Origin of the sequence: Amantichitinum ursilacus (assembly GCF_001294205.1) — a bacterium.
Taxonomy (GTDB): domain Bacteria; phylum Pseudomonadota; class Gammaproteobacteria; order Burkholderiales; family Chitinibacteraceae; genus Amantichitinum; species Amantichitinum ursilacus.
The window spans coordinates 168,202-191,220 of the sequence record NZ_LAQT01000037.1; the positions used below are offsets into that span (position 1 = coordinate 168,202).

The 23,019-nt window shown below is 60.0% G+C and carries 18 protein-coding genes; 7 read left to right on the forward strand and 11 right to left on the reverse strand.

The window, feature by feature from the left end:
- The first annotated feature begins 107 nt into the window (after positions 1-107).
- Entirely contained in the window at positions 108-1,121 is a 1,014-nt protein-coding gene (murB, locus tag WG78_RS20895; protein WP_053939774.1) for a UDP-N-acetylmuramate dehydrogenase, read from the forward strand.
- A 94-nt stretch (positions 1,122-1,215) separates the two neighbouring features.
- Here the strand turns inward: murB and mpl are convergent, their stop codons facing one another.
- A complete protein-coding gene (gene mpl, locus WG78_RS20900) occupies positions 1,216-2,598 on the reverse strand; it encodes a UDP-N-acetylmuramate:L-alanyl-gamma-D-glutamyl-meso-diaminopimelate ligase (protein WP_201782513.1) in 1,383 nt (460 codons plus the stop codon).
- Between the two features lie 98 nt (positions 2,599-2,696).
- Between mpl and WG78_RS20905 the strand changes: the two genes are divergently transcribed.
- On the forward strand, positions 2,697-3,668 hold the full coding sequence (locus tag WG78_RS20905) for a GGDEF domain-containing protein (RefSeq protein WP_053939776.1): 972 nt from the start codon (positions 2,697-2,699) through the stop codon (positions 3,666-3,668).
- A gap of 72 nt (positions 3,669-3,740) precedes the next feature.
- Here the strand turns inward: WG78_RS20905 and WG78_RS20910 are convergent, their stop codons facing one another.
- The 9 genes from WG78_RS20910 to def form a co-directional block, all read right to left on the reverse strand.
- Positions 3,741-5,195 carry a TrkH family potassium uptake protein gene (locus WG78_RS20910; protein WP_053939777.1) on the reverse strand — a complete coding sequence of 485 codons (1,455 nt, stop codon included), beginning with the start codon at positions 5,193-5,195 and terminating at the stop codon, positions 3,741-3,743.
- The gene (gene trkA, locus WG78_RS20915; protein WP_053939778.1) at positions 5,195-6,574 is read right to left on the reverse strand and encodes a Trk system potassium transporter TrkA; all 1,380 of its coding nucleotides are present in this window, start codon (positions 6,572-6,574) and stop codon (positions 5,195-5,197) included. The genes WG78_RS20910 and trkA overlap by 1 nt, the downstream gene beginning before the upstream one ends.
- 103 nt (positions 6,575-6,677) lie before the next feature.
- Positions 6,678-7,979, reverse strand: coding sequence for a sigma-54-dependent transcriptional regulator (locus WG78_RS20920; RefSeq protein WP_053939808.1), 1,302 nt, complete (start codon positions 7,977-7,979; stop codon positions 6,678-6,680).
- A gap of 2 nt (positions 7,980-7,981) precedes the next feature.
- Positions 7,982-10,117 carry a sensor histidine kinase gene (locus WG78_RS20925; RefSeq protein WP_053939779.1) on the reverse strand — a complete coding sequence of 712 codons (2,136 nt, stop codon included), beginning with the start codon at positions 10,115-10,117 and terminating at the stop codon, positions 7,982-7,984.
- Positions 10,117-10,656, reverse strand: a complete 540-nt coding sequence (locus WG78_RS20930; protein ID WP_053939780.1) for a DUF4390 domain-containing protein — start codon at positions 10,654-10,656, stop codon at positions 10,117-10,119. The genes WG78_RS20925 and WG78_RS20930 overlap by 1 nt, the downstream gene beginning before the upstream one ends.
- Before the next feature lie 64 nt (positions 10,657-10,720).
- The gene (gene rsmB, locus WG78_RS20935) at positions 10,721-11,995 is read right to left on the reverse strand and encodes a 16S rRNA (cytosine(967)-C(5))-methyltransferase RsmB (protein WP_053939781.1); all 1,275 of its coding nucleotides are present in this window, start codon (positions 11,993-11,995) and stop codon (positions 10,721-10,723) included.
- Positions 11,996-11,997: 2 nt separating this feature from the next.
- Positions 11,998-12,864 carry a zinc metalloprotease HtpX gene (htpX, locus tag WG78_RS20940; RefSeq protein ID WP_053939782.1) on the reverse strand — a complete coding sequence of 289 codons (867 nt, stop codon included), beginning with the start codon at positions 12,862-12,864 and terminating at the stop codon, positions 11,998-12,000.
- A gap of 211 nt (positions 12,865-13,075) precedes the next feature.
- Positions 13,076-14,002, reverse strand: coding sequence for a methionyl-tRNA formyltransferase (gene fmt / locus WG78_RS20945; RefSeq protein ID WP_053939783.1), 927 nt, complete (start codon positions 14,000-14,002; stop codon positions 13,076-13,078).
- A gap of 100 nt (positions 14,003-14,102) precedes the next feature.
- On the reverse strand, positions 14,103-14,606 hold the full coding sequence (def, locus tag WG78_RS20950; protein ID WP_053939784.1) for a peptide deformylase: 504 nt from the start codon (positions 14,604-14,606) through the stop codon (positions 14,103-14,105).
- 169 nt (positions 14,607-14,775) lie between these two features.
- Between def and WG78_RS20955 the strand changes: the two genes are divergently transcribed.
- From WG78_RS20955 to WG78_RS20975, 5 genes are all read left to right on the forward strand, one after another.
- Entirely contained in the window at positions 14,776-15,828 is a 1,053-nt protein-coding gene (locus tag WG78_RS20955; RefSeq protein WP_083459503.1) for a LysM peptidoglycan-binding domain-containing protein, read from the forward strand.
- A gap of 77 nt (positions 15,829-15,905) precedes the next feature.
- Positions 15,906-16,937 carry a DNA-processing protein DprA gene (gene dprA / locus WG78_RS20960; protein WP_236692094.1) on the forward strand — a complete coding sequence of 344 codons (1,032 nt, stop codon included), beginning with the start codon at positions 15,906-15,908 and terminating at the stop codon, positions 16,935-16,937.
- A 72-nt stretch (positions 16,938-17,009) separates the two neighbouring features.
- Entirely contained in the window at positions 17,010-17,498 is a 489-nt protein-coding gene (locus tag WG78_RS20965; protein WP_053939787.1) for a DUF494 family protein, read from the forward strand.
- 44 nt (positions 17,499-17,542) lie between these two features.
- Positions 17,543-19,831: a type I DNA topoisomerase gene (topA, locus tag WG78_RS20970; RefSeq protein ID WP_053939788.1), complete on the forward strand. Its 2,289-nt coding sequence runs from the start codon at positions 17,543-17,545 to the stop codon at positions 19,829-19,831.
- A 95-nt stretch (positions 19,832-19,926) separates the two neighbouring features.
- On the forward strand, positions 19,927-22,542 hold the full coding sequence (locus WG78_RS20975; protein WP_053939789.1) for a sensor domain-containing phosphodiesterase: 2,616 nt from the start codon (positions 19,927-19,929) through the stop codon (positions 22,540-22,542).
- 236 nt (positions 22,543-22,778) lie between these two features.
- On the opposite strand, the gene WG78_RS23220 is transcribed toward WG78_RS20975, so the two are convergent.
- Positions 22,779-23,019: hypothetical protein (locus tag WG78_RS23220; RefSeq protein WP_236692095.1), on the reverse strand; the 241-nt coding region annotated here is incomplete at its 5' end.

A 23,019-nucleotide genomic window follows, 5' to 3' on the forward strand; every position in this document is an offset into this window, starting at 1 on the left:
ACCGAGGCTTGCGTCGCGGCGCGTGTTGGGGTTGTGCGTGCCAACGCAACGCAGGGCTGCGCGCGTTGTACCTTATGCGGGATAATCGCGTTTTGCCAGGAAACGCCATGCCGCTTGCACCTTCCGCTGATCTGACCGCGCTCAATACGCTGGGCCTGCACGCTCAGGCCGATTTTTTATACCGCCTGCGCGGGCCGGACGACTTGCTGGCGCTGCAGGCCGATCCGGCTTTAAGCGCATTACCGCGCTATGTACTGGGCGGCGGCAGTAATCTGGTGCTGCCCGCGCGCGTGCCCGGCGTGGTGCTGAAAGTGGAAGTGCCCGGCCGCGAGATCATCGCTGAGGATGCCGACGCCATCTATGTGCGCGCGGGCGGCGGCGAAAACTGGCACGACTTTGTGCAGTGGACGCTGGCGCACGGCCTGGCGGGACTGGAAAACCTGGCGTTGATTCCCGGGACCGTCGGCGCAGCGCCGATCCAGAACATCGGCGCGTACGGCGTTGAGGTCAAAGACACGCTGCATGCGGTGCATGCGCTGGACCTGGTCAGCGGCGCGCCGCGCGTGTTCCACCGCGACGAATGCGCCTTTGCCTATCGCGACAGCGTGTTTAAACAAGCCGAAGCCGGGCGCTGGGTGATTGTGGCGGTGGAGTTCCGCTTGCCCAAAGTACCCACGCTGCACACTGGTTACGGCGATATCGAGCGTGAGCTGGCCACGCTGGGCCTGGCCGCCACGCCGCAAAACGTGGCGCAGGCGGTGATCAGCGTGCGACGTAAAAAACTGCCAGACCCCGCGCAGATCGGTAATGCCGGCAGCTTTTTCAAGAATCCGATCGTGCCCGTAGCGCTGCGTGATGGCTTGCTGCCGCAATGGCCCGAGCTGGTCAGTTATCCGGCGGGCGAGGGCAAAGCCAAGCTGGCGGCGGGCTGGCTGATCGAGCGCGCGGGCTGGAAAGGCAAGCGCATCGGCCCGGTGGGCATGTATGAAAAGCAGGCGCTGGTGCTGGTTAACCACGGCGGCGCAATGCGTGATGATGTCAACGCGGTGGTGGCGCAAGTGCAGCGCGATGTATACGACCGGTTCGGTGTGCAGCTGGAGGCCGAGCCGGTGTTCTGGTGAGGCGCCCCGCCGGGCCCATAGACCAAAGGGGTGTGCCAGGCCCGCGGCAGGGGGCAATGGCTTTGATGGGTGGATCTGGACCCACCCTATTAGCTCAGTCTGCGCGTGCTTTTAGCGCCGCCAGCAACTTGCCATGGATGCCGCCAAAGCCGCCGTTGCTCATCACCAGAATGTGGTCGCCCGCTTGCGCGGTGGCGATGATATCGGCCACCAGCGCGTCCAGATCGTTATGGCTATGCGCCTTGCTGCCCAGCGGGGCCAGCGCTTCGGCCGGGTCCCAGCCCAGATTGGCGCCGTAGCAGAACACCACATCGGCATCGACCAGGCTGGCGGGCAACTGCGCTTTCATCGTGCCCAGCTTCATGGTGTTGGAGCGCGGTTCCAGCACCGCCAGAATGCGCGCGCCGCCTACCTTGCGCCGCAGGCCTGCCAGCGTGGTGGTGATGGCGGTGGGGTGATGCGCAAAGTCGTCATAGACGGTTACGCCGTCGATTTCGCCTTTGATTTCCATGCGCCGCTTGACGCTCAGAAACGTGCCCAACGCCGCAATCGATTCGGCCACCGGCACGCCCACGTGGCGCGCCGCTGCAATGGCCGCCAGCGCATTCATGCGATTGTGTTCGCCCAGCAAGGCCCATTCCACGCGGCCTTGTTTGGCGCCTTCAAACAGCACATCAAATTGCTGGCCGTCATCGTTATCGGCTTGCCAGCCGCTGCTGTCGCCAAAGCGCTCCACTTCGCTCCAGCAGCCGCGTTGCAACACGCGTTCCAGGCTGGCCTGCGCGCCATTGACCACCACGCGGCCATTGCCCGGTACGGTGCGCACCAGATGATGAAATTGCGTTTCGATGGCGGCCAGATCGGCAAAGATATCGGCGTGATCAAATTCCAGATTGTTAAGGATGGCAGTGCGCGGGCGGTAATGAACAAACTTGGAGCGCTTGTCGAAGAAGGCGGTGTCGTATTCGTCGGCTTCAATGACAAAGAAAGGCGACTGGCCGCCGACTTCCTGGCGCGGTTCGCCCGGCAGGCGCGCGGATACGCCAAAGTTTTCCGGCACGCCGCCCACCAGAAAACCGGGGGCCAGGCCCGCGTAATCCAGAATCCACGCCAGCATCGATGTGGTGGTGGTTTTGCCGTGCGTGCCTGCCACGGCCAGTACCCAGCGGCCTTGCAGAATATGATCGCGCAGCCATTCCGGGCCCGAGGTATACGGCAGGCCGCGGTTAAGGATTTCTTCCATCAGCGGATTGCCACGCGTGACCACATTGCCCACCACGTACAGATCGGCGCCCAGGTTGATCTGTTCGGGCGACCAGCCTTCTACCAGTTCGATCCCCAGCGCGTTGAGCTGATCCGACATCGGCGGATACACCCCGGCATCGCAGCCCGTGACGGTGTGGCCCGCGGCGCGCGCCAATGCGGCCACGCCGCCCATGAAAGTACCGCAAATGCCCAGGATGTGGATGTGCATGATCTTGTGTTGTGTATTCAAATCAAAATGGTTGCGTGCTGGCCGCTGTCGGATCGGTTGCGTACAATCAGGCTTCAAGAAAAATTACGTCAAAAGCCATCATGCCCATCCCGCCCTCGGTCAATCCGGTTGAAATTGCCCGTATTGCCCTGAAGCGACTCGCTGAGCGCGGCATGCCGCCGACGCCGGAAAATTACGCGCAATTCTACAACGCGATCGTCACGATTAAGTCGCCCGAAGAAAAAACCAATGACGAATTACAGCAGGCCTGGCAGATTCTGTGCCGCCTGGACGATGCAGTAAGCGATACGCGGGATACCACCGAGCAGCTGCTTAGTTCGTTGGCCGAAGGCGGCGACACCATGGCCAACCGGCTGGGCGAGCTTAAACAAACGCGCCAGGCGCATTTAACGCGCACGCAGCCGCCTGAAGAAACGCATAGCAAACTCGAAGAATTGCTGGACGATATTATTCATTCCACCAGCAATATCCACACGACGGTCAAATCATCACATATTGATCTGGCTGCGATTCGCGAATCGGTACGCCATATCGAAGAAGACCTGGCGCACAACCGCAAGATGCTGGAGCTGGACCCGCTGACCGGTTCGCTGAATCGCCAGGGTTTTGATCATCTGCTTTCCAACGAATGCAAACGCGCCCGTCGTAGCGGCGCCAAGCTGACCGTGGTGATTTTTGATCTGGACGATTTCAAGCTGATCAACGACCGCCACGGCCATCTGGTGGGCGATCAGGTGCTGGTGCATATGGCCAATCTGGCCAAGGCGGTGTTGCGCGAAACCGATACGCTGGTGCGTTATGGCGGCGAAGAGTTTCTGGTGATGCTGCCGGAAACGGATCACCGCGGCGCGCAATATGTGGTGGATCGGCTGCGCGTGGTGGCCAACAAGTCGCCGTTTATGCATAAGGCGCAGCGGCTGGAGGTGACGTTCTCGTCTGGCATCGCCACGCTGAAGGACGACGAAAATGGCCGGGCGCTGGTGTTGCGCGCCGATGAAGCGTTGTATCGCGCCAAGCACAGCGGGCGTGGCCGGATTGAAGTGGCCGAATGAGCGTTTGATGGCGAGCGTCATCCATATAAAAAACGGACCTGCGGGTCCGTTTTTTTTGGGGGGGCTTACCCATTAGCTGCGCCAGAATTGCGGCGTTAACAGAATCAACACCGAGAAAATCTCCAGCCGCCCAATCAGCATCGCCGCCGTACACACCCAGATTTGCGGCTGGGTAAAGATGGCGAAATTGCCTGAAGGCCCGATTTCGCCCAGGCCCGGCCCGGCATTGTTAATGCTGGCGATGACGGCGCTAAAGCTGGTCAGAAAATCCAGCCCGCTGAGTAATAGCGCAAAGGTAAACACCACCACGCAAATAAAGTAGAGCGCAATAAAACCTAAAACCGAAAAGATCACCGGCGTGGGTACGGCCATGCCATTGACGCGCATCGGGCGTACCGCATTGGGATGCAACAGCGTGGTGAACTGGCGGCCCGCTTCTTTAATCAGGATTAAAGCGCGGAACATCTTGATGCCGCCGCCGACCGAACCTGCGCAACAAATAAAGCACGACAGCAATAACATCAGTAGCGGCACAAAGATGGGCCAGCTACCAAAGTCTTGCGTGGCAAAGCCGCAGGCGGTGCCGATGGAGACCAGGTTAAAGGCCACATGGCGTAATGCCGTCAGGTAGTCGGGGTAAGTGCCTTGCCATTCCAGATAGGCCGATAGACCCAAGGCCGCCGCCAGCAACACGCCCAGCATGGCGCGCAGTTCGCCGTCGCGCCAATAGGCCAGCAAAGAGCGGCGGCTGAGCGCCAGATAATGCGTGGCGAAATTGGTGGCGCCCAGCAGCATAAAGATAATCAGAATGCCTTCGATGGCGGGCGAATCAAAATAGCCGACGTTGGTGCTATGGGTGGACAAGCCGCCCAGCGAAATCGCCGCCATGGCGTGGCAAACCGCATCAAACCAGCTCATGCCCGCCGATTTAAGCAGCAACATGCAGACGATGGTGAGCCCGGCATACACCAGCCACAAATTGCGTGCGGTTTCGCGGATGCGCGGTTTTAGCCGGGTGTCTTTGATCGGGCCGGGCGTTTCGGCTTTGAACAACTGCATGCCACCAATGCCCAGCAAAGGCAGGATGGCGACGGCCAGCACGATAATCCCCATGCCGCCTATCCAGTTGAGCATATGCCGCCACAAATTGAGCGACAGCGGCAGGCTGTCCAGATCGCGGATTACCGTGGAGCCGGTGGTGGTGAGGCCGGACATGCCTTCGAAATAGGCATAGGTAAACGGCAACTGCGTGCTGTACAGCATCAGCGGCACGCAGGCGGCCAACGGCAGTAGCACCCACAGGCCGGTCACCAGCAGAAAACCATCACGCGCCGCCAGTTCACGCCGGAACGGCAGCGTCACCGCCATCAGTGCGATGCTGCTGCCCGCCAGCAAGGCCAGCGCATGCACAAACGGCATAAACCCCTGATCATGGTTAAACCACGCCACGCCGATCGGGGCCAGCAGGGTCAATGAAAACAGCAGGGCAATCCGCGCCAGGATGTGCAGGGTGGGCAGAAAGCGCATCAGAAGAACCCCACCTTGACCGCAAACAGACGCTCCACATCGCGCGTGTCGTCTTTGTCGTGCACAAACAGAATGCAGCGGTCGTTGGCTTCGATAACGGTGTCGTGGTGGACCATGATCACCTTGCCGTCGCGTACGATGGCCGCCAGGAAGGCGTGCGCTGGCATGCGCAGTTCATCCACACGCCGACCAATCACGCGCGAGACCGATTTATTGCCGTGCACCACCAGTTCCACCGCCTCGGCCGCCCCGCGGCGTAACGGTTGCACGGCGGTGATATCGCCCTGGCGCGCTTCGGCCAGTAACGAGCCGATGGTGAGCTGGGCAGGGGAGAGCGCGACATCAATGCGGCTGTCTTGCAGCAGATCGACATAACGCGAGCGATTGATAATGGCGATGACCTTGCGCGCGCCCATCTGCCGCGCCAGCAAGCCCGACATGATGTTGTCTTCGTCGTCCGAAGTCAGCGCCAGATACAGGTCGGTCTGCGCAATCTGTTCAGAATCCAGCAGATTTTCGCTAGTGGCATCGCCGTGCAGGACCAGCGAACGCGTCAATTCGGTACCCAGCCATTCCGAGCGCACGGCGCTGCTTTCCAGCACTTTGACCTGATAATCCTTTTGCAGCGCCTTGGCCAGGCGAAAACCCACGTTGCCGCCGCCTGCAATCAGAATGCGTTCGATCGGGCGTTCCTGCGTGTGCAGCGCTTCAATCACCTTGCGCATCTGCCGGGTAGGGGCCAGCACGAATACTTCGTCGCCCGCGTGCAGCACGGTATCGCCATCGGGACGCACATACCGGTTATCGCGGTAGACGCCGACCACACGCCGATCCACATCGCCCAGCACGGTGTTGAATTGCTGCAGCGGTTTGTCGCACATGGGCGCATTGGCGGTCACGCGCACCACCACCATCTGCACCAGCTTTTCGGCAAAGTCGAGCACTTGCAGCGCTTCAGGCATCTTGATCAGCCGCACCAGATAATCGGTGACGATCTGCGCAGGTGTGATTACCTGGCTGATGGCAAAGCCGACGTCTTCGGACAACATTTCTTCATACGCCAGGATTTCGGTATTGCGGATGCGGGCGATGCGCGTGGGCACGCGAAATAACTGGTACGCCATCTTGCACGCCACCATGTTCAGTTCGTCGGTGGGCGTGACCGCCAGCAGTAGTTCGGCGTCTTCGGCTCCGGCCTCGCGCAGCACGTGTGGGTTGATGGCCGAGCCGGTGATGGCGCGCAAATCCAGGCGCGAACTGAGTGGTTTTAGATTGGCGGGATTGTCATCGACGATGGTGACATTGTGGTGTTCGAACACCAGCTGTTCGGCGACTGTAGCGCCGACCCGGCCAGCGCCGAGAATCAGGATATTGGACACGTCGCAGCGTCTCTTGGGCTAGATGCAATGAAAAAACGGGAAGCTGCAGCGCAACTTCCCGTTCAGACTAGCACAGCGCCAGCAGGCTGGCGGCCGTGTCAGATCAGTCTTCTTCAATCACCTTGTTCTTTTTGGGCATGGTAACGCCCAGCTGTTTGAGCTTGCGATACAGGTGAGTGCGCTCAAGGCCGATGCGCTCTGCCACGCGGCTCATATTGCCGCCTGACAATTCGATCTGGCGCTCGAGATAATACTTTTCGAACTGGTCACGTGCTTCACGCAAGGGCAGGTTCATGTCCACCGCCGACAGGGCCGGGGCGGGGGCGGCAATCTGCGTGGCCACACCATCTACGCCGGGCGAAAACTGCGACAGGATGCGCGACACCGGATTGATGTCGATCTCGCCATCGCGGCACGACAACGCCAGGCTTTTGACCACATTGGTCAGCTCGTCCAGGTTGCCCGGCCAGTCTTGCTGCGCCAGCAACTGCAGTGCGCCGTGGCTGAAGCGACGTGGGCCCAGTTTGTGCTGCGTGACGGTGTCGGCCAGGATCGATTCGGCGATACGCGGAATATCTTCCTTGTGTTCGCGCAAACCGGGCACGGGCACTATCCACTGCGACAACTGACGGAACAGCTCGGGGTCGAGGTCGCCGCTTAGTTGATCCAGCGGACGGCTGCTGGCCGAAACCAGCCGCACCTTCATTTTTTCGAGCTTGCCCAGCACCGATTTCAGGCCCGCCTGGGCGCGTGTATCCAGATAAGCCAGATCGCGCAGGAACAGCGTGCCACCCGAAGCCTTGTTCAGCAGCTCTTGCGAGGCGAGCGCAAATTCTTCGTTGGAAAACGGGGCTACAAACGGCTTGCCATCGGGCGTCATATAGCGACCGCAAAACTCGAAGCCCACGCCCGGCGGGCCGATCAGCAGCACCGGCGCGCTTTGCGTTTGCGCCGCTTGCAGCATGCGCGTGAGTTCGCGGATGTGTTCGCTTTCGCCCAGTTTGCTCAGGGTGACGACCGGTCGGGGCGCCTCCTGAACCAGGTTGACGGCGCGTTTGACGGTCGCCAGCAACTTGGCAAGGCCAATGGGTTTTTCGAGGAAGTCCAGCGCGCCGATCCGCGTGGCTTCAACTGCAGTGTCGATCGTGGCATGCCCCGACATCATCACCACCGGCATGGTCAGCTGCCCATTGCGGGCCCATTCCTTCAGCAGGGTGACGCCGTCGGTATCCGGCATCCAGATGTCCAGCAATACAAGGCGCGGCTGCGCCTGATTGCGCAGACGCCGGGCCGCCTCGGCGTTTTCCGCCACGGCGACGCTATAACCTTCGTCTTGCAGAATTTCCGATAACAACTCACGAATGCCGATTTCATCATCGACAACCAGAATGTCCTGACTATGCAACTTCAATCCTCCACCAGCGGCAGATCAATACGAACATAGGCGCCGCCACCATCACGGTTTCCCGCCTGAATACGACCGTGGTGCTCATCAATGATTTTTTTTACTATCGCCAGGCCTAAGCCCGTGCCCTTTTGTTTTGTCGTTATGTATGGCTCGAACACGCGAGGGAGTATATCGGGTTGAAAGCCGTTTCCGCTGTCTTCCACCACGAGTCGGGCAAATTTATCGGTTTTTACCAGCCGAACGCAAATGCGAGGGGCGGTTTTTTCAGGATGAGCGGCCACCGCGGTCACGGCATCCTGCGCGTTCTGTAACAAGTTGTGGATAACCTGACGCAAATGCGTGGCGTCGCCCAGGACTTCGAGCGCGCCGTCCGCCGTGTCTTCCACATGCACCGGCACAGCAGCGGCTTCATACAGTACCAGTATTTCGTGCAGCAATTCGCGCAGATCCAGCGGCTTTTTCTTACCGGTTGGCTTACGCGAGTAATCGCGGAACGCATCCACCATCTGTTTTAGCGCAGAAACCTGTTTAACAATAGTCTGAGTATTGCGCGCCAGCATGTCCTGGCCCGCAGCATCGAGCTTGTCGGCCAGCTTGAAGCCCAGGCGTTCGGCCGCCAGCTGGATCGGCGTGAGCGGATTCTTGATCTCGTGGGCCAGGCGGCGCGCCACTTCGCCCCACGCCGCATCGCGCTGGGCGGAGATCAGATCGGTGATGTCGTCGAACACCACCAGATAGCCGCTGGATGTGCCTTCAGTGACCGTCAGACGCGTGCCGCGCATTTGCAGAATGCGGTTTTGCTCGGCCACTTCCACTTCTTGCTGCCAGTGTTCTTCGGTGCCGGTAAAGCCGGAAATCATTTGCTGGCTAAGCGTGGACAGAGCCGGATACACGCTGGGCCACTGCGCCAGCGGTAGATTGCGTAATTGCGCCGGATCAATACTGAGAATGCGCAGGGCGCTCTGGTTGGTCGACGCCAGCACCCACTGATCGTTAAACGACAGCACGCCCGCGGTCAGCGAACCCAGCATGGCCTCCAGGTAGGCATTGGCGGCTTCCTGCTCGGCCTGATGCTGTTCCAGCGAAGCGCGCGCATCGGCCAACTGCCGGGTCATACGGTTAAACGAGTGCGTGAGAATGCCCAGTTCGTCGCGGCTGATCACCGGCTGGCGCTGCGAATAATCGCCCGCCGCCACCGCGCGCGTGGCTTCGGCCAGCACCGATAAGGGTGCGGCCAGTTTGTCAGACAGATAAATCGCCAGCGCCACCGCACCCAGCAAGGCCATCAACAAGGCCAACGTGAGCGTCAGGCTGTAGATCAGCTTGAGGCCCTGGCGCGATTGCGAGAGCTGTTTGTAATCGGCGCGCACCTGCTCGACCAGCTCGGCATCTTCGGCCAGCGCCTTGGGGATCGGTTGGCGTAGCTGCAAGATGCGTGCGCGCTCCGATAAGCCGGTGTCGTGCACGCCGATCATCACGCGCATCATCAGGCCTTGTTCGCTGTCGGTTTCCAGCGATTTGACCGGCCCCTGCATGGCCTGGCGTAACTGACTGCGCTCAGGAATGGTGGGGAATAGCCCGGCGTTTTCATTGCCGATATGCGCCAGCGTCTGGCCCGTTTCATCAAACAGACTGATTTCCTGCACGCCGATCTGATCACGCAGCCGGGTTAGCCGCGACAACACGGCCGAGCCGTTCTCATCGTGGATTTCCAACGCAATCACGCGTGCTTTGCGCAGCAGATCGGTTTGCTGAAAATCGATGGCGTTGTGGCCCAGGTTAAGGCCGCGATCCAGCGCCTTCTCGACCCGCACGTCAAACCAGGTTTCGATGGAGCGATTCAGAAACTGCACCGACAGCGTGTACACCAGCGCGCCAGGCAGCACTGCCACCAGCGAGAACATCAACACCATGCGCAAGGTCAGCCGCGATCCAAATACCTTGGCTTTAACGGCTTTGAGCAACTGGCGCAGGCGTAGCCCTACCAGCACGACCATGCTGACCAGCATCAAACCGTTGATCGCCAGCAGGCCTTGGTAATAGCGGGCAAATGCCGAGGTATTGCCTGAGGCAGTAGCCAGCAAAAACAGCAGGATGGTGCCCAGCGACCCCAGAATAAGCAGGCTACGCCGCATCAATGCGCCTCCTCCTCGTTATGCAGGGCGAAGTCGGTCCATTGCGATTCAAGCTGCCAGTCGCTATGGCCCAGCGCGGTCAGCTGGAAGGTTTTGGGCAGTTGCGACATATCCAGCCGCAGGCGCATGCGCCCGGCCAGATCGTCCTTGTCGCGCGCCAGTGAGGTATCTTGCAACACGCCCCAATCGCGCAAGACGCCCAGCGCGGCCAGGGCCTGATCCAGCGAACTGAAGCTGCGATAAAAGCTGCCTAGATGCAGCCGGTACTGGCGTGACAAGGCGTGATAGCTCAGCCGGTAAGTCAGCGTCGCGGTGGGGGAAAACCAGTCGGACAGCTGGCGATACCACGAATAAGTGCGTGGCCGCGTGAGCTGGAATTCGTAGACGAAGGGCAGGCTCAGGCCATTGGCGAGCGCGTCTTCAAGGGTAGGGGTGAGGGTGACGATAAAGCGGCCGGACAGCTCGATCTGGTTTTCACCATACGCGGCGGCAGTTTGCGTGGCCTTGATGGTGCCGGGCTCCGCCCAGGCTGCCGACATCCCCGTAGCCATCAAAAACCAGACCAGCAGCAGGCCGCACCACGAACGGGTGCGGCGTGACCACTTAGCGGGCTTTTTGAAAAAGGGCGTAATAAAAACCATCGTGCTCCGGGTTCGGCAAGAGCTGACCGTCGTCGGCTGTTCCCACGTTCACCGGCAGGCGCTGTGCATCGGCGTTACGCGCCGCAAAGGCAGCAGCCTGATCCTTGTTCTCAGCCGGGAATATCGAGCACGTAGCATAGAGGAGTTTGCCGCCCGGAGCCACCAAACCCCACAGCGCATCCAGCATTACGGCTTGTTGTTGCGCAAACTGGACAATATCTTCGGGTCGACGCAGCCATTTGATGTCCGGATGCCGGCGCGCCACGCCACTGGCGGAGCACGGCACGTCGGCCAGCACGCGATCAAACGGCGTGCCATCCCACCACTCTTTGGGGCGCGAAGCGTCGCCGCGCACCAGTTTTGCCGACAAACCCAGGCGCTGCAGATTGTCGCCCACGCGCGTTAGCCGTTGCGCGTCGCTATCCACGGCGGTGAGGTCCAGCGTGGCGGTTTCCAGCAAATGGCCGGTCTTGCCGCCCGGGGCCGAGCACGCATCCAGCACGCGCATGCCGTCCTGCACATCCAGCAATTGCGCGGCATATTGCGCGCCCAGATCCTGCACCGAGACCAGGCCATCAAAAAAGCCTGGCAGCCGATCCACACCCACCGGATAACGCAAGCGGATGGCGTCTTTGCCGGTGACGCTGGCTTCGAGGCCTGCCTCGGCCAGCAGCGCCATATATTGCTCCACGTTGCTGCGATGGCGGTTTACGCGCAGCGTGAGCGGCGGATGTTGATTGCCGGCGTTAAGGATGCTCTCCCACTGCGCGGGCCACGCTTCGCGCATGGCATTCACCCACCATTGCGGATGTGACCACTTGCCGTAATCGTTGTGGCGCGCTTCGTTCAGGATGGTGTCGCGGCGGCGCAAAAAATTACGCAGGATGGCGTTGACCAACCCTTTGCCCTGGCCCGAGCCGGTATGCGACGCCACTTTGACGGCATGGTCCACCACGCTGTAGGGCGCGGCGCGGGTAAATTGCAGCTGGTACAAACACACCAGCAACAGCGCTTTCAGCGCAGGCTCGTGCACTGGCTTGTTAAGCAACAGCTTGAGCGTGTTATCCAGCAGGCCAAAGTGGCGCAGCGTGCCGTAGCTCAAGTCCTGAATGGCGCCGCGTTGTTGCGGACGCAAGTCGGGCATGGCCTTCCAGAGCTCGCTCAGTGCCTCGGTCAGGGTTTGCCCGGCCAGCACGGCGCTGAGCGATTGGGATGCGTATTTTTGCGTTGCGAACATACTTACTCGTGGTTGATCAGGATTTCACCGCGTGAGATCGCCTGCAAGCGCGCAATGCGCTCTTCGGTGCGCGGATGGGTACGGAACAGATCGGCCAATCCACCGCCATGCAGCGGGTTCATGATCATCATCTGCGCCGTGGCAGGGTGGGCTTCGGCGGTGGGCATGGGGATGCCCGCCGCATAATATTCAATCTTGCGCAGTGCTTCGGCCAGCGCCAGCGGGTCGCCGGAAATGCGCGCGCCGCCTGCGTCTGCGCCAAATTCACGCGCGCGCGAAATCGCCATCTGGATCACCGACGCTGCCAACGGCGCCAGGATGGCCACCGCAATGCCAACGATGGGATTGACCGCGCGGCCGTTCTCGTCGCGGCCGCCAAAAAACATGGCGAAATTGGCCAGCGCCGAAATCGCACCGGCCATAGTGGCGGTAATGGTCGAAATCAGGATGTCGCGGTGTTTGACGTGCGCCAGCTCATGCGCCATCACGCCGCGCAACTCCCGGTGCGACAACATGCGCATGATGCCAGTGGTGCAGGCCACGGCCGCATTTTCCGGGTTGCGCCCGGTGGCGAAGGCATTGGGTTGGTCTTCTTCAATCACATACACGCGCGGCATCGGCAGTTGGGCGTTGGCCGCCAGTTCGCGCACCATCGCCACCAGTTCGGGCGCGGTGCTGTCGTCGACCAGGTGCGCGTTATACATACGCAGCACCATCTTGTCGGAATTCCAGTAGGCGAACAGGTTCATGCCGCCGCCAAACAGCAGCGCCAGCAGCATGCCGCTGCGTCCGCCCACCATGCCACCTATCAAGCCGAAGAGCGCCACAATGGCGGCCATCAGCATGGTCGTTTTAATCCAGTTATTCATATGAGCCTCGAAAGCCCGGGGAATCCGGCGCAAGTTGACAGTGCCCACCTTTACGCAGTGCGAAGGCAGGCTTTTATGGGAGTACTGCAGAGGCTGTCGTACGTTGCGGCGCACCACAGCCTTCAGCATAGATTGCCTTGGCCAGGAAAAATTCAAACATTGCCCGTCGGCATGCGCAATCGCGCGGAGACGGCCACGGATGGCGCGGACTTCAATCGCCCAGTTGCGTGCCTACCGGTAGCGCATTGCCTGCCAGAAACGCGGCCGCATCCATGCGCTTGCTGCCGGCTTTTTGCATTTCGGTGATGGCCAACGCGCCGTCGCCGCAGGCTACAACCACCGCGTCTTTGCTGGCAGCCAGCACGGTGCCAGGCGTGCCGCTGGCGCTGACGGGCGTGGCGCGCCACAGCTTGAGCGGCTCACCCGCCCAGGTGGTTTGCGCGGACGGAAACGGGTTAAACGCGCGGATCATGCGGTCCAGCATGCTGGCGGATTGGGTCCAGTCGATGGCCGATTCTTCTTTGCGCAATTTCTCGGCATAGGTCACGCCCTCAGCCGGTTGCGGCTGACGCTTTTGCTGCAATGCGGGCAAGTCGGCCACGGCGGCGACGATGGCGCTGGCACCGGCCGCAGCCAGTTTGTCGTGCAGGCTGGCCGCGTTATCCTGGGCGTCGATCGCCACCGGATGAATGCTGAGCATGTCACCGGTATCGAGGCCCGCATCCATCTGCATGATGGTGATGCCGGTTTCGCTATCGCCCGCCAGAATGGCGCGCTGGATGGGCGCTGCACCCCGCCAGCGCGGCAACAGGGAGCCATGAATATTCAGGCAACCCAGGCGCGGAATATCCAGCACCGCCTGCGGCAAAATCAGCCCGTACGCAGCCACCACCATCAAATCCGCGCCGACGTCATGTAGCGGCGCTTGTTGCTCGGCGGTGCGCAGTTTTTCGGGCTGATACACCGGCAGATGGTGCTGCAGCGCCACTTGCTTGACTGCCGACGGGGTCAGCTTCATGCCGCGGCCTGCAGGGCGGTCGGGTTGGGTCAGCACCATGGCGATCTCATGGCCGGCATCGATCAGCGCCTTGAGTGCGCAGGCGGCAAATTCGGGGGTACCGGCAAAAATCAGCTTCATGGTCAAACTCCAGGCAGGGTGGTGCGGGTGTTGATCGGTTAAATACAACGGCCGGGCTCACAGCAATGCTGCGGCCCGGCCGTTGTATTTTTGATCGCAATCAGACGTTGGCGCGTTGCGTTTTTTTCAGCTTTTGCACAATGCGGTTAAGCTTGAGGCGCGACAGTTTTTCAACAAATACTTTGCCTTCCAGATGATCCATTTCATGCTGGATGCAAACTGCCAGTAAGCCATCGGCAGATAATTTGAATTCTTTGCCGTTGCGATCGAGTGCAGAAACACGAATATGTTCAGCGCGTTGCACTTCTTCGTAAATACCAGGAACCGAAAGGCAACCTTCTTCCGAATTGCAGGTGCCGTCCATCTCCAGAATCCGGGGGTTGATCAGGACAAGCAAATCATCTTTGCTTTCGGAAATATCAATCGTGATAAGACGTTCATGCACATTGACCTGGGTAGCGGCAAGGCCGATGCCAGGTGCGGCGTACATGGTTTCCGCCATATCATCGATAAGTTGTTGCAGTTTGTCGTCAAATACAGTGACCGGTTTGGCCACGGTATGTAAACGATCATCGGGATACTGCAGGATATTCAGGATTGCCATGTTTGCTTGCGGCTCAAAAAGTTTGTATGCAGAATCTGCTGCGATTCGAATCAAATATGAAGAAACAACTTACCGCTCAGGGTTTTAAAAGTTGTTTCCCCGGAACCGCGTAGTGCGGCTCCCCGATTTTTCATCCGGCAATACGTTGCCAGATTTGATGGGTTTGACCATGCGTAAAACAATTATATCTCTACTTTTCGCCGTCAGCGGTGTCGCTGGTCTGGCGCATGCCGATACGTTGGCGATGAAGGACAACGCACCGGACCGTTACGTCGTGGTCAAGGGCGATACCCTTTGGGCGATTTCCGGGCATTTTCTTAAGCAGCCCTGGCGCTGGCCCGAAATCTGGCGCATGAACAAGGACGAGATCAAGAATCCGCACTGGATTTACCCCGGCGACGTGGTCTTGCTGGACCGCACCGGCGGCACGCCGCGTTTGCGCCTGCTAAAGGATGGATCTGGGGGCGGTCGCAACGAAGTCAAGCTGTCGCCGTCGGGCCGGATTTCGCCGCTGGATAACAACGCGGTGCCGAGCATTCCGTTGCTGGCTATCCGTCCGTTCCTGAACAAACCGCTGGTCATCGAAGAAAACGAATTGCTGAACGCGCCGCGCGTGGCCGCTGGCCCGGACGAACGCGTGGTGTTTGCCGTGGGTGATCGCGTGTATGCGGTCAATCTGCAAGGCAAGGAAGGCGATGTGTGGCAAGCCTATCGCCCGGGCGCCCCGCTGATCGACCCGGACGATCCTGAACACAAGCGCGTGATTGGTCATCAGGTGGATTATCTGGGTGACCTGCGCCTGGACAAGAATGGCGACGTGGCCACCCTGCGCGTGCTGTCTTCCAAAGAAGAAATCGGCGTAGGCGCCCGTCTGGTGCGCGCCACCGAAGAAACTTATATGAACTACGCGCCGCATGCGCCTGCGCAACAAGTACGCGGCAAAGTGGTGTCGGCCTACGGCGGCGTGGCCGATGCGGGCCCGTACACCACACTGGTCATCAACCGTGGTTCGGCGGATGGCCTGGATGTGGGTTCGGTGCTGGTGACCTGGAAATCGGGCCGCCCCATCAAGAAAGAAGACAAGAACGAACCGGATCGTTTTACCCCGCCGGAACAAAGTGGCAACTTGTTCGTCTACCGCGTGTTCCCGCACTTTTCTTACGGACTGCTGCTGGATAGCACGTTGCCCGTAAACACTGCCGACGAGGTTACATCGCCTTGATGCATGACGACGCGGACCTGGCCGCCTGGCTACGGTTCGCGCTTGTTCCCGGTATCGGGTTACGCCGCCAGCTCGTTTTGTTGCAAGCCCTGGGCTCGCCACAGAATGTGCTGGCGGCGTCGTTTGGTACGCTCAGCAAAGTACTGACCGACCCGATCAAGGTACAAGCCTTTATTGATTTTGCCGCCGCGCCCGAACCGGAGCTGGTGGCGCAAACGCGCGCCTGGCTGGCTCAGCCGGAGCACAGCATGGTGTGCCTGGGCGATGACGCCTATCCGGCGCAATTCCTGGAATTGCCCGACGCGCCACTGTTCTTCTTTTGCAAAGGCCGCGTCGAGCTGTTGCAACAACCGGCGCTGGCCATCGTCGGCAGCCGCAACGCCACGGTCGGCGCTATCGATAACGCCGAGCGCTTTGCCGAAACACTTAGCGCATCCGGCCTGACCGTGGTCAGTGGCCTGGCTGCCGGCATCGACGCCGCGGCGCATCGCGGTGGTTTACGCGGGCCGGGCAGCACCATCGCGTTTGTCGGCACCGGGCTGGATCGCGTTTATCCGGCCAGCAACCGGCAACTGGCGCATCAAATCGCCGCCGCTGGTCTGATCATTTCTGAGTTCATGCTGGGCGAAGGGCCGATCAAGGATCATTTTCCACGGCGCAACCGGCTGATTGCGGCGCTGGCGCGTGGCTGCCTGGTGGTGGAAGCGGCCATGGGCTCGGGTTCGCTGATTACCGCGCGCCAGGCCAACGAGATGGGCCGCGAAGTGTTTGCCATCCCCGGTTCGATTCATTCGCCGCTGGCCAAAGGCTGTCATCATCTTATTAAACAAGGCGCCAAACTGGTCGAAAGCGCCGAAGACATCATGACCGAACTGGCGTGGGACAGCAGCGCGGTACAAACCCCCGTGACGCCCGCCGCAACCGCGGCGCAGCTCGACGCCACCGAGCAAAAAGTACTGCAGGCGGCCGGTTTCGACCCGGTGGATGCCGATACGCTGGGCTTGCGTGTCGGCTTGACGCCGGATCGGCTGTGCGCAATCCTCCTCGCTCTGGAAATGAAAGGCGTCCTGTTTACGCTGCCGGGAAACCGGTATCAGCGACGAGCCTGAACCCACCTGGAACCCGGTCTTGCGGAAAGCAGCAACTTGAATTGGTGTTGTGCTGCCTTCAGTTTCCGGGTAGTGATTAAAAAAGACACCGAGGTTGCTCAGGTTTATATGCTGGAAGTGCTTGCTTATCTTTTTGAACAGTTTTATCAGTCCGAAGGCGAACCGGACGTATCGCTGCTGGCCACCAAACTGGCCAGCGCCGGCTTTGAACAGGATGACATCGCGCAAGCGTTGACCTGGCTGGCCGAGCTTAACCGCGTGGATACGGGACGCTATGCCGCGCTGGGCGATCTGCCGCTGCGACATCTGCATCCGGCCGAACTGGCGCGCTTTGACGAAGAAGCGCTGGCTTACTGGTTATACCTGCAACAAGCCCGTGTACTGGGCAGCGCCGAGCGAGAGCTGGCGCTGGATCTGGTGATGGGCGCGGCGCCTGGCGAAATTTCGCAAGAACGGCTGCAGTTGATCGTACTGATGGTTGTCTGGCGCAAGCGCGATGAACTGTCTAATCTGCTGATCGAAGAAATCCTGTTTGGCCGCGAAGGCTTTGTGCAGCACTAAGCACAGCGCGCGGCCCTGACCCACCCTGAACGTAACGGGAAATCATGCCCGCCAATCTGTTGATTGTAGAGTCGCCCTCCAAGGCGAAAACGCTGAAGAAATATCTGGGCAACGATTTTGAAATCCTTGCTTCGTACGGTCACGTCCGTGGCCTGGTGCGCAAGGATGGCTCGGTCGATACCGAGCATGACTTCAAGATGAAATACCAGGTCATCGACAAGAACAAAAAGCATGTCGATGCCATTTGTGCCGCCGTTAAAGATGCGCAGAACGTGTTTCTGGCAACTGACCCGGATCGCGAAGGTGAAGCGATCTCGTGGCACATCATGGAAATCCTGAAAGGTAAAAAGCTCACCACCAAAGACCGCACTTTCAAGCGCGTGGTGTTTCACGAGATTACCGAATCGGCTGTCAAAAATGCCGTCGCCAACCCGCGTGACATCGACGCCAACATGGTCGATGCGCAGCAGGCGCGTAGCGCGCTGGATTATCTGGTGGGCTTTAACCTGTCGCCGCTGCTGTGGCGCAAGGTGCGTTCCGGCTTGTCTGCCGGCCGCGTGCAAAGCCCGGCGCTGCGGCTGATTTGCGAACGCGAGCTGGAAATCCGCGCCTTTACCGCGCAGGAATACTGGACCATCCATCTCGACAGCCACAAGGCGCGCACCAAATTCAGCGCGCGTTTGTCGCAATGGCAAGGCAAAAAGCTCGATCAGTTTGATATCCCCAGCGAAACCTCGCAGGCCGATATCCTGAAAGCGCTGGAAGGCAAAGATGCCCGCGTGGCCAGCGTCGAGAAGAAAAAGAAATCGCGCAGCCCGGCCGCGCCGTTTACCACCTCCACGCTGCAACAAGAGGCCGTGCGCAAGCTGGGCATGACCACCGACCGCGCCATGCGCACCGCGCAACAGCTGTATGAAGGCGTGGATGTAGGCCAGGGCACGGTGGGTCTGATTACTTATATGCGTACTGACTCGGTGGCCTTGGCCAACGAAGCGCTGGACGAAATTCGCGGCTACATCGAAAGCAGCTTCGACAAGGATTACTTGCCGAACGCGCCGGTGACGTACAAAAACAAAGCCAAGAACGCGCAAGAGGCGCACGAGGCCGTACGGCCGACGTCGATTTTGCGTACGCCTGATCAGGTTAAACCGTACCTGTCAGCCGACCAGTTCAAGCTGTACCAGATGATCTGGAAGCGCACACTGGCGTGCCAGATGACGCCGGCGCGCTTTGATACCGTGGGTGTGGATATCCAGGTGGGCACGGAGGCCGTGTTCCGCGCTTCGGGCCAGACGCTGGTGTTCCCCGGCTTTATCGCCGTGTACCAGGAAGATCAGGATGACGTTGAGTCGGATGACGAAGACGAAGCCCGTCTGCCCGCGCTGGAAGAAGGCGAAGCACTGCCAGTGGATAAACTGAGCGGCGAGCAGCATTTTACCCAGCCGCCGCCGCGTTATTCCGAAGCCAGTCTGGTTAAATCGCTGGAAGAATTCGGTATCGGCCGCCCGTCCACCTATGCGTCCATCATCAAGACGCTGAAGGATCGCGAGTACGTTGATCTGGATAAAAAGCGTTTTATCCCGACCGACACCGGCGAAGTGGTGAACAAGTTTCTGACCGACCACTTTACCCAGTACGTGGATTACAACTTCACCGCGCGGCTGGAAGATCAGCTGGATGAAATCTCCAACGGTACCCGCCAGTGGATTCCGGTGCTGGACGAGTTCTGGACCCGCTTCCATCAACAAGTGGAAGAAAAACAGGGCTTGTCGCGCAAGGAAGTGACGCAGGAAGAGCTGGATGAAGCCTGCCCCAAATGCGGCAACAAGCTGGCGATTCGTCTGGGCAAACGCGGCCGCTTTATCGGGTGCACCACGTACCCGGAATGCGATTACACCCGCAATCTGAACGAAGACGCCGATACCGCGCCCACCGAGCCCGAAGTGGTGGAAGGCCGCGTATGCCCGGAAGATGGCGGCACGCTGATCATCAAGACCGGCCGTTACGGCAAGTTTATCGGTTGCGCCAACTACCCGAAGTGCAAGCACATCGAGCCGTTGGAAAAACCGAAAGACACTGGCGTGGAATGCCCGGTGTGCAACAAAGGCACCCTGACCGAAAAGAAAAGCCGCTACGGCAAGCTGTTCTATTCGTGCTCGACCTACCCGAAGTGCACATATGCAACATGGAATCCGCCCATCGCCGAGACCTGCCCGAAATGCCAGTGGCCGGTGCTGACACTCAAGACCACCAAGCGTCGGGGCCTGGAAAAAGTGTGCCCGCAGAAGGAATGTGGCTACGCCGAACAGGTGTCTCCGCCGGACGCGAATTGACGCGGTAATTTTTACCCGCCAGACTCGCACCATCGAAATACGGATTAATACAAAACGGCACCCTTACCGGGTGCCGTTTTTATCCAGGTACGCAGATGGTCAAACCAGAATGGCTGGATGTGGATCCCACCCTTGTGGTCGAGCGCGACGCCGGCTTGTATCAGGCGTACTTCAACGCGTTTGACCGGGTTGTGGGTCAACTTCTGGCCAACGAAGAGGGCGGCGGCATGACCGGCGCCCTTGCCGCTTTAGCCGACGTCACCCGCGCCAGCGTGGTCAGTCTGTATCTCAATACGCCCGATCGCACCCGCCATGCCCGGCTGATGGCTGTGTGGCGCGATCAGGACTGCCGCATCGCCGCCAATACCCCCGAGCATTTACGCGTGATCGATTACCGCAGCTACGCGCTGATGGCCGATACGCTGACGGTGGGCATGGTGCTCAACAAATCGCTGCTGGAACTGCCGCTGGCCGAACAGATGTGGCTGGCGCAGCTGGGCGCGCGTCGCCTGTTGTGTATTCCGTTGCTGGATCGCGGCGAGATGTTTGGTTTTCTGTGTTTCCTCGACGAAGATGAACGCCGCGAACGCAGCCGCGAAGAACTGCATTTGCTGTCAATGCTGGGCAATCACGTCGCTCAGGCGCTGGTGCGTTTGCGCACCGAAGACGCGCTGCTGGCCAACCAGCAACGCCTGCGCGCCCTGGTGGGGGCCACTGAAGACATGGTGTTTGAGCTGATGCCCGATGCCACCATCGGCCAGGTCTGGTCCAGCCATCCCGCCTTGCCCGCGCCCGAAGCATTGGCCGGCAAAATCTTGTTTGATGTATTTCCGGCTGCGATGGCCGGGGATCTCGACCGCGCGCTGACCATGGCGCTGTCTACGCGCCGCACACAGCAATGCAACTGTACGGTGCCCGGCATGACCGGGCCGGTGCATCTGTTGCTGCGTTTACAGCCCGTGACGGTGGGCGAGGCGCGCGTGGTGGTGCTGGCGCATGACGTCACCGCGCTGATGCGCGAAAGCGCGCAACGCAAAGCCATGGCCGACACGCTCAATCTGCTTGAAGAAGCGGTGGTCGATCTCAGCCCGTCGGGCGATCTGCTGCATACCTCGCCAGCCTGGGCGCGGTTACGCGGTCTGGATAGCCGCTTGCTGCCGGCCGAACTAGGCAAGTCGCTGCACACCTGGATTTTCCCCGACGACTCGGCGCGCGTGGCCGTCGCGCTGCAAAAGCTGGCTGATTCGGCCGACGTAACGCACATTCGTTTTCGCCTGGTGCAAACCTGCGGCGATTTGCTGTGGGTGGAAGCGCGACTGATTGCGCAACGTGACCATGCGGGCGTGCTGCAAGGCCTGCGCGGCGTGCTGCGTGATGTCACCGTCGCACATATGAACGAGCAGCACATTACGCAACTGGCGCTGTATGACGGCCTGACACGGCTGCCCAACCGCCTGTTGCTGGATGAACAACTGCACCAGGCCATCGAACGCGCGCGCCGCGACAACACCAAGGTGGCGCTCGGATTTCTGGATCTGGATCACTTCAAGCAAATCAATGACGCCTTCGGCCATCGCACCGGCGACCAGTTGCTGTGCGGCGTGGCCAAGCAACTGAAAGAAGCATTGCGCGAGCAAGACACGCTGGCGCGCTGGGGCGGTGATGAGTTTGTGGTGCTGATCCCCGATCTGCCCGACACCGGCCACCTGAAAGAAATTACCGAGCGCATCCGCAATACCGCACGCCAGGGTATGGCGCTGGAAGGCCTCGAAGCGCGCCCGACCATCAGCGCCGGGTTCGCCGTGTTTCCCGACAACGCCACATCGGGCGAAGAACTGTTATCCGCCGCCGACCACACCATGTATCACGCCAAACATGCTGGCCGGAATAATGTGTGCTTCTACGGCGATATTCTGCATTTGAAGTCGATCGGCCGCGAGCATGTCGCCATCCAGGCGCGCTTGTCCGATGCCATTCGCCATGGCGCGCTGCAAACTTTCTACCAACCCATCGTCAGCGCCAGCACGGGTCAGGTGTATGCAGTGGAAGCTTTGGCGCGCTGGAAGGACGGCAACGGCTGGATCAGCCCCGAGCTGTTTATCCCGATGGCGGAGAAGGTCGGCCTGATCCAGGAATTGTCCAGCGTGGTGGCCGAGCAAGCCTTTGCCCAGCTACGCGCCTGGCGCGATAACGGCCTGACGCAAAAGCTGATGCTCAATGTTTCGCGCACGCAGCTGTTTACGCCGCAGTTTGTCAGCAGCCTGATCGAGCGGCTGAACACGCATCGTCTGCGCCCGGAAGACGTGATTATCGAAATCACCGAATCGGTGGCGCTAACCGATTACGCGCGCCAGGTTAAACATCTGCGCCAGCTGATGGCCTCGGGCTTCCAGCTGGCGATTGATGATTTCGGCACCGGCTATTCGTCGCTGTCGCAATTGCATGACATGCCCGCCAGCGTAATCAAGGTGGACGTGTCGTTTGCCCAGCGCCTTGACACTGACGCTGGCCGCCGCGTGATGCAGGCCATCGTGCAACTGGCGCAAGGGCTGCAGCTGAAAGTGATCGTTGAAGGCGTCGAGAGCCTGGAAGTCAGCCACTTTCTGCGCGACCTGGGCGTGGACTTTTTGCAGGGCTTCCACTTCAGCGAACCCGTCCCCGCCGGCGTCGCCGAACTGTGGATGCGCTTGGGGCTCGCCAACAAGGCATAGGTTGGGGCTCGGCGTCCGCGTCAGGACCCATCCTGTAACTGCTCGTATTAGCCAGGCATAGCGTGGGTCCATGACCCACCATTCAAAGCCGCCTATGCGCACTTCTCTGGTCGAAGTTTCCGCTTTGCCTGGCGTCCTTGACTCACAAAGCAAAGCCATTTGATGAGAATCGTTTGGTATCAAATCTCTTGATGGCTTTGCCAGGTGGGCCACGACCCACCCTATAACTGCTCGGATTAGCCAGGCATAGGGTGGGTCATGACCCACCATTCAAAGCCGCCGATGCGCACCTCGCTGGTCGAAGTTTCCGCTTTGCCTGGCGCCCTTGACTCGCAAAGCAAAGCCATTTGATGAGAATCGTCTGGTATCAAATCTCTTGATGGCTTTGCCAGGTGGGTCACGACCCACCCTATAACTGCTCGGATTAGCCAGGCATAGCGTGGGTCCATGACCCACCATTCAAAGCCGCCGATGTGC

Coding starts and splice junctions, on each gene's coding strand:
- WG78_RS20955 (WP_083459503.1), top strand. CDS start 14,776: ATGCGTAAAACAATTATATCTCTACTTTTCGCCGTCAGCGGTGTCGCT.
- fmt (WP_053939783.1), bottom strand. CDS start 14,002: ATGAAGCTGATTTTTGCCGGTACCCCCGAATTTGCCGCCTGCGCACTC.
- murB (WP_053939774.1), top strand. CDS start 108: ATGCCGCTTGCACCTTCCGCTGATCTGACCGCGCTCAATACGCTGGGC.
- htpX (WP_053939782.1), bottom strand. CDS start 12,864: ATGAATAACTGGATTAAAACGACCATGCTGATGGCCGCCATTGTGGCG.
- WG78_RS20925 (WP_053939779.1), bottom strand. CDS start 10,117: ATGCGGCGTAGCCTGCTTATTCTGGGGTCGCTGGGCACCATCCTGCTG.
- WG78_RS20975 (WP_053939789.1), top strand. CDS start 19,927: ATGGTCAAACCAGAATGGCTGGATGTGGATCCCACCCTTGTGGTCGAG.
- WG78_RS20905 (WP_053939776.1), top strand. CDS start 2,697: ATGCCCATCCCGCCCTCGGTCAATCCGGTTGAAATTGCCCGTATTGCC.
- rsmB (WP_053939781.1), bottom strand. CDS start 11,995: ATGTTCGCAACGCAAAAATACGCATCCCAATCGCTCAGCGCCGTGCTG.
- WG78_RS20930 (WP_053939780.1), bottom strand. CDS start 10,656: ATGTCGGCAGCCTGGGCGGAGCCCGGCACCATCAAGGCCACGCAAACT.
- topA (WP_053939788.1), top strand. CDS start 17,543: ATGCCCGCCAATCTGTTGATTGTAGAGTCGCCCTCCAAGGCGAAAACG.
- def (WP_053939784.1), bottom strand. CDS start 14,606: ATGGCAATCCTGAATATCCTGCAGTATCCCGATGATCGTTTACATACC.
- WG78_RS20910 (WP_053939777.1), bottom strand. CDS start 5,195: ATGCGCTTTCTGCCCACCCTGCACATCCTGGCGCGGATTGCCCTGCTG.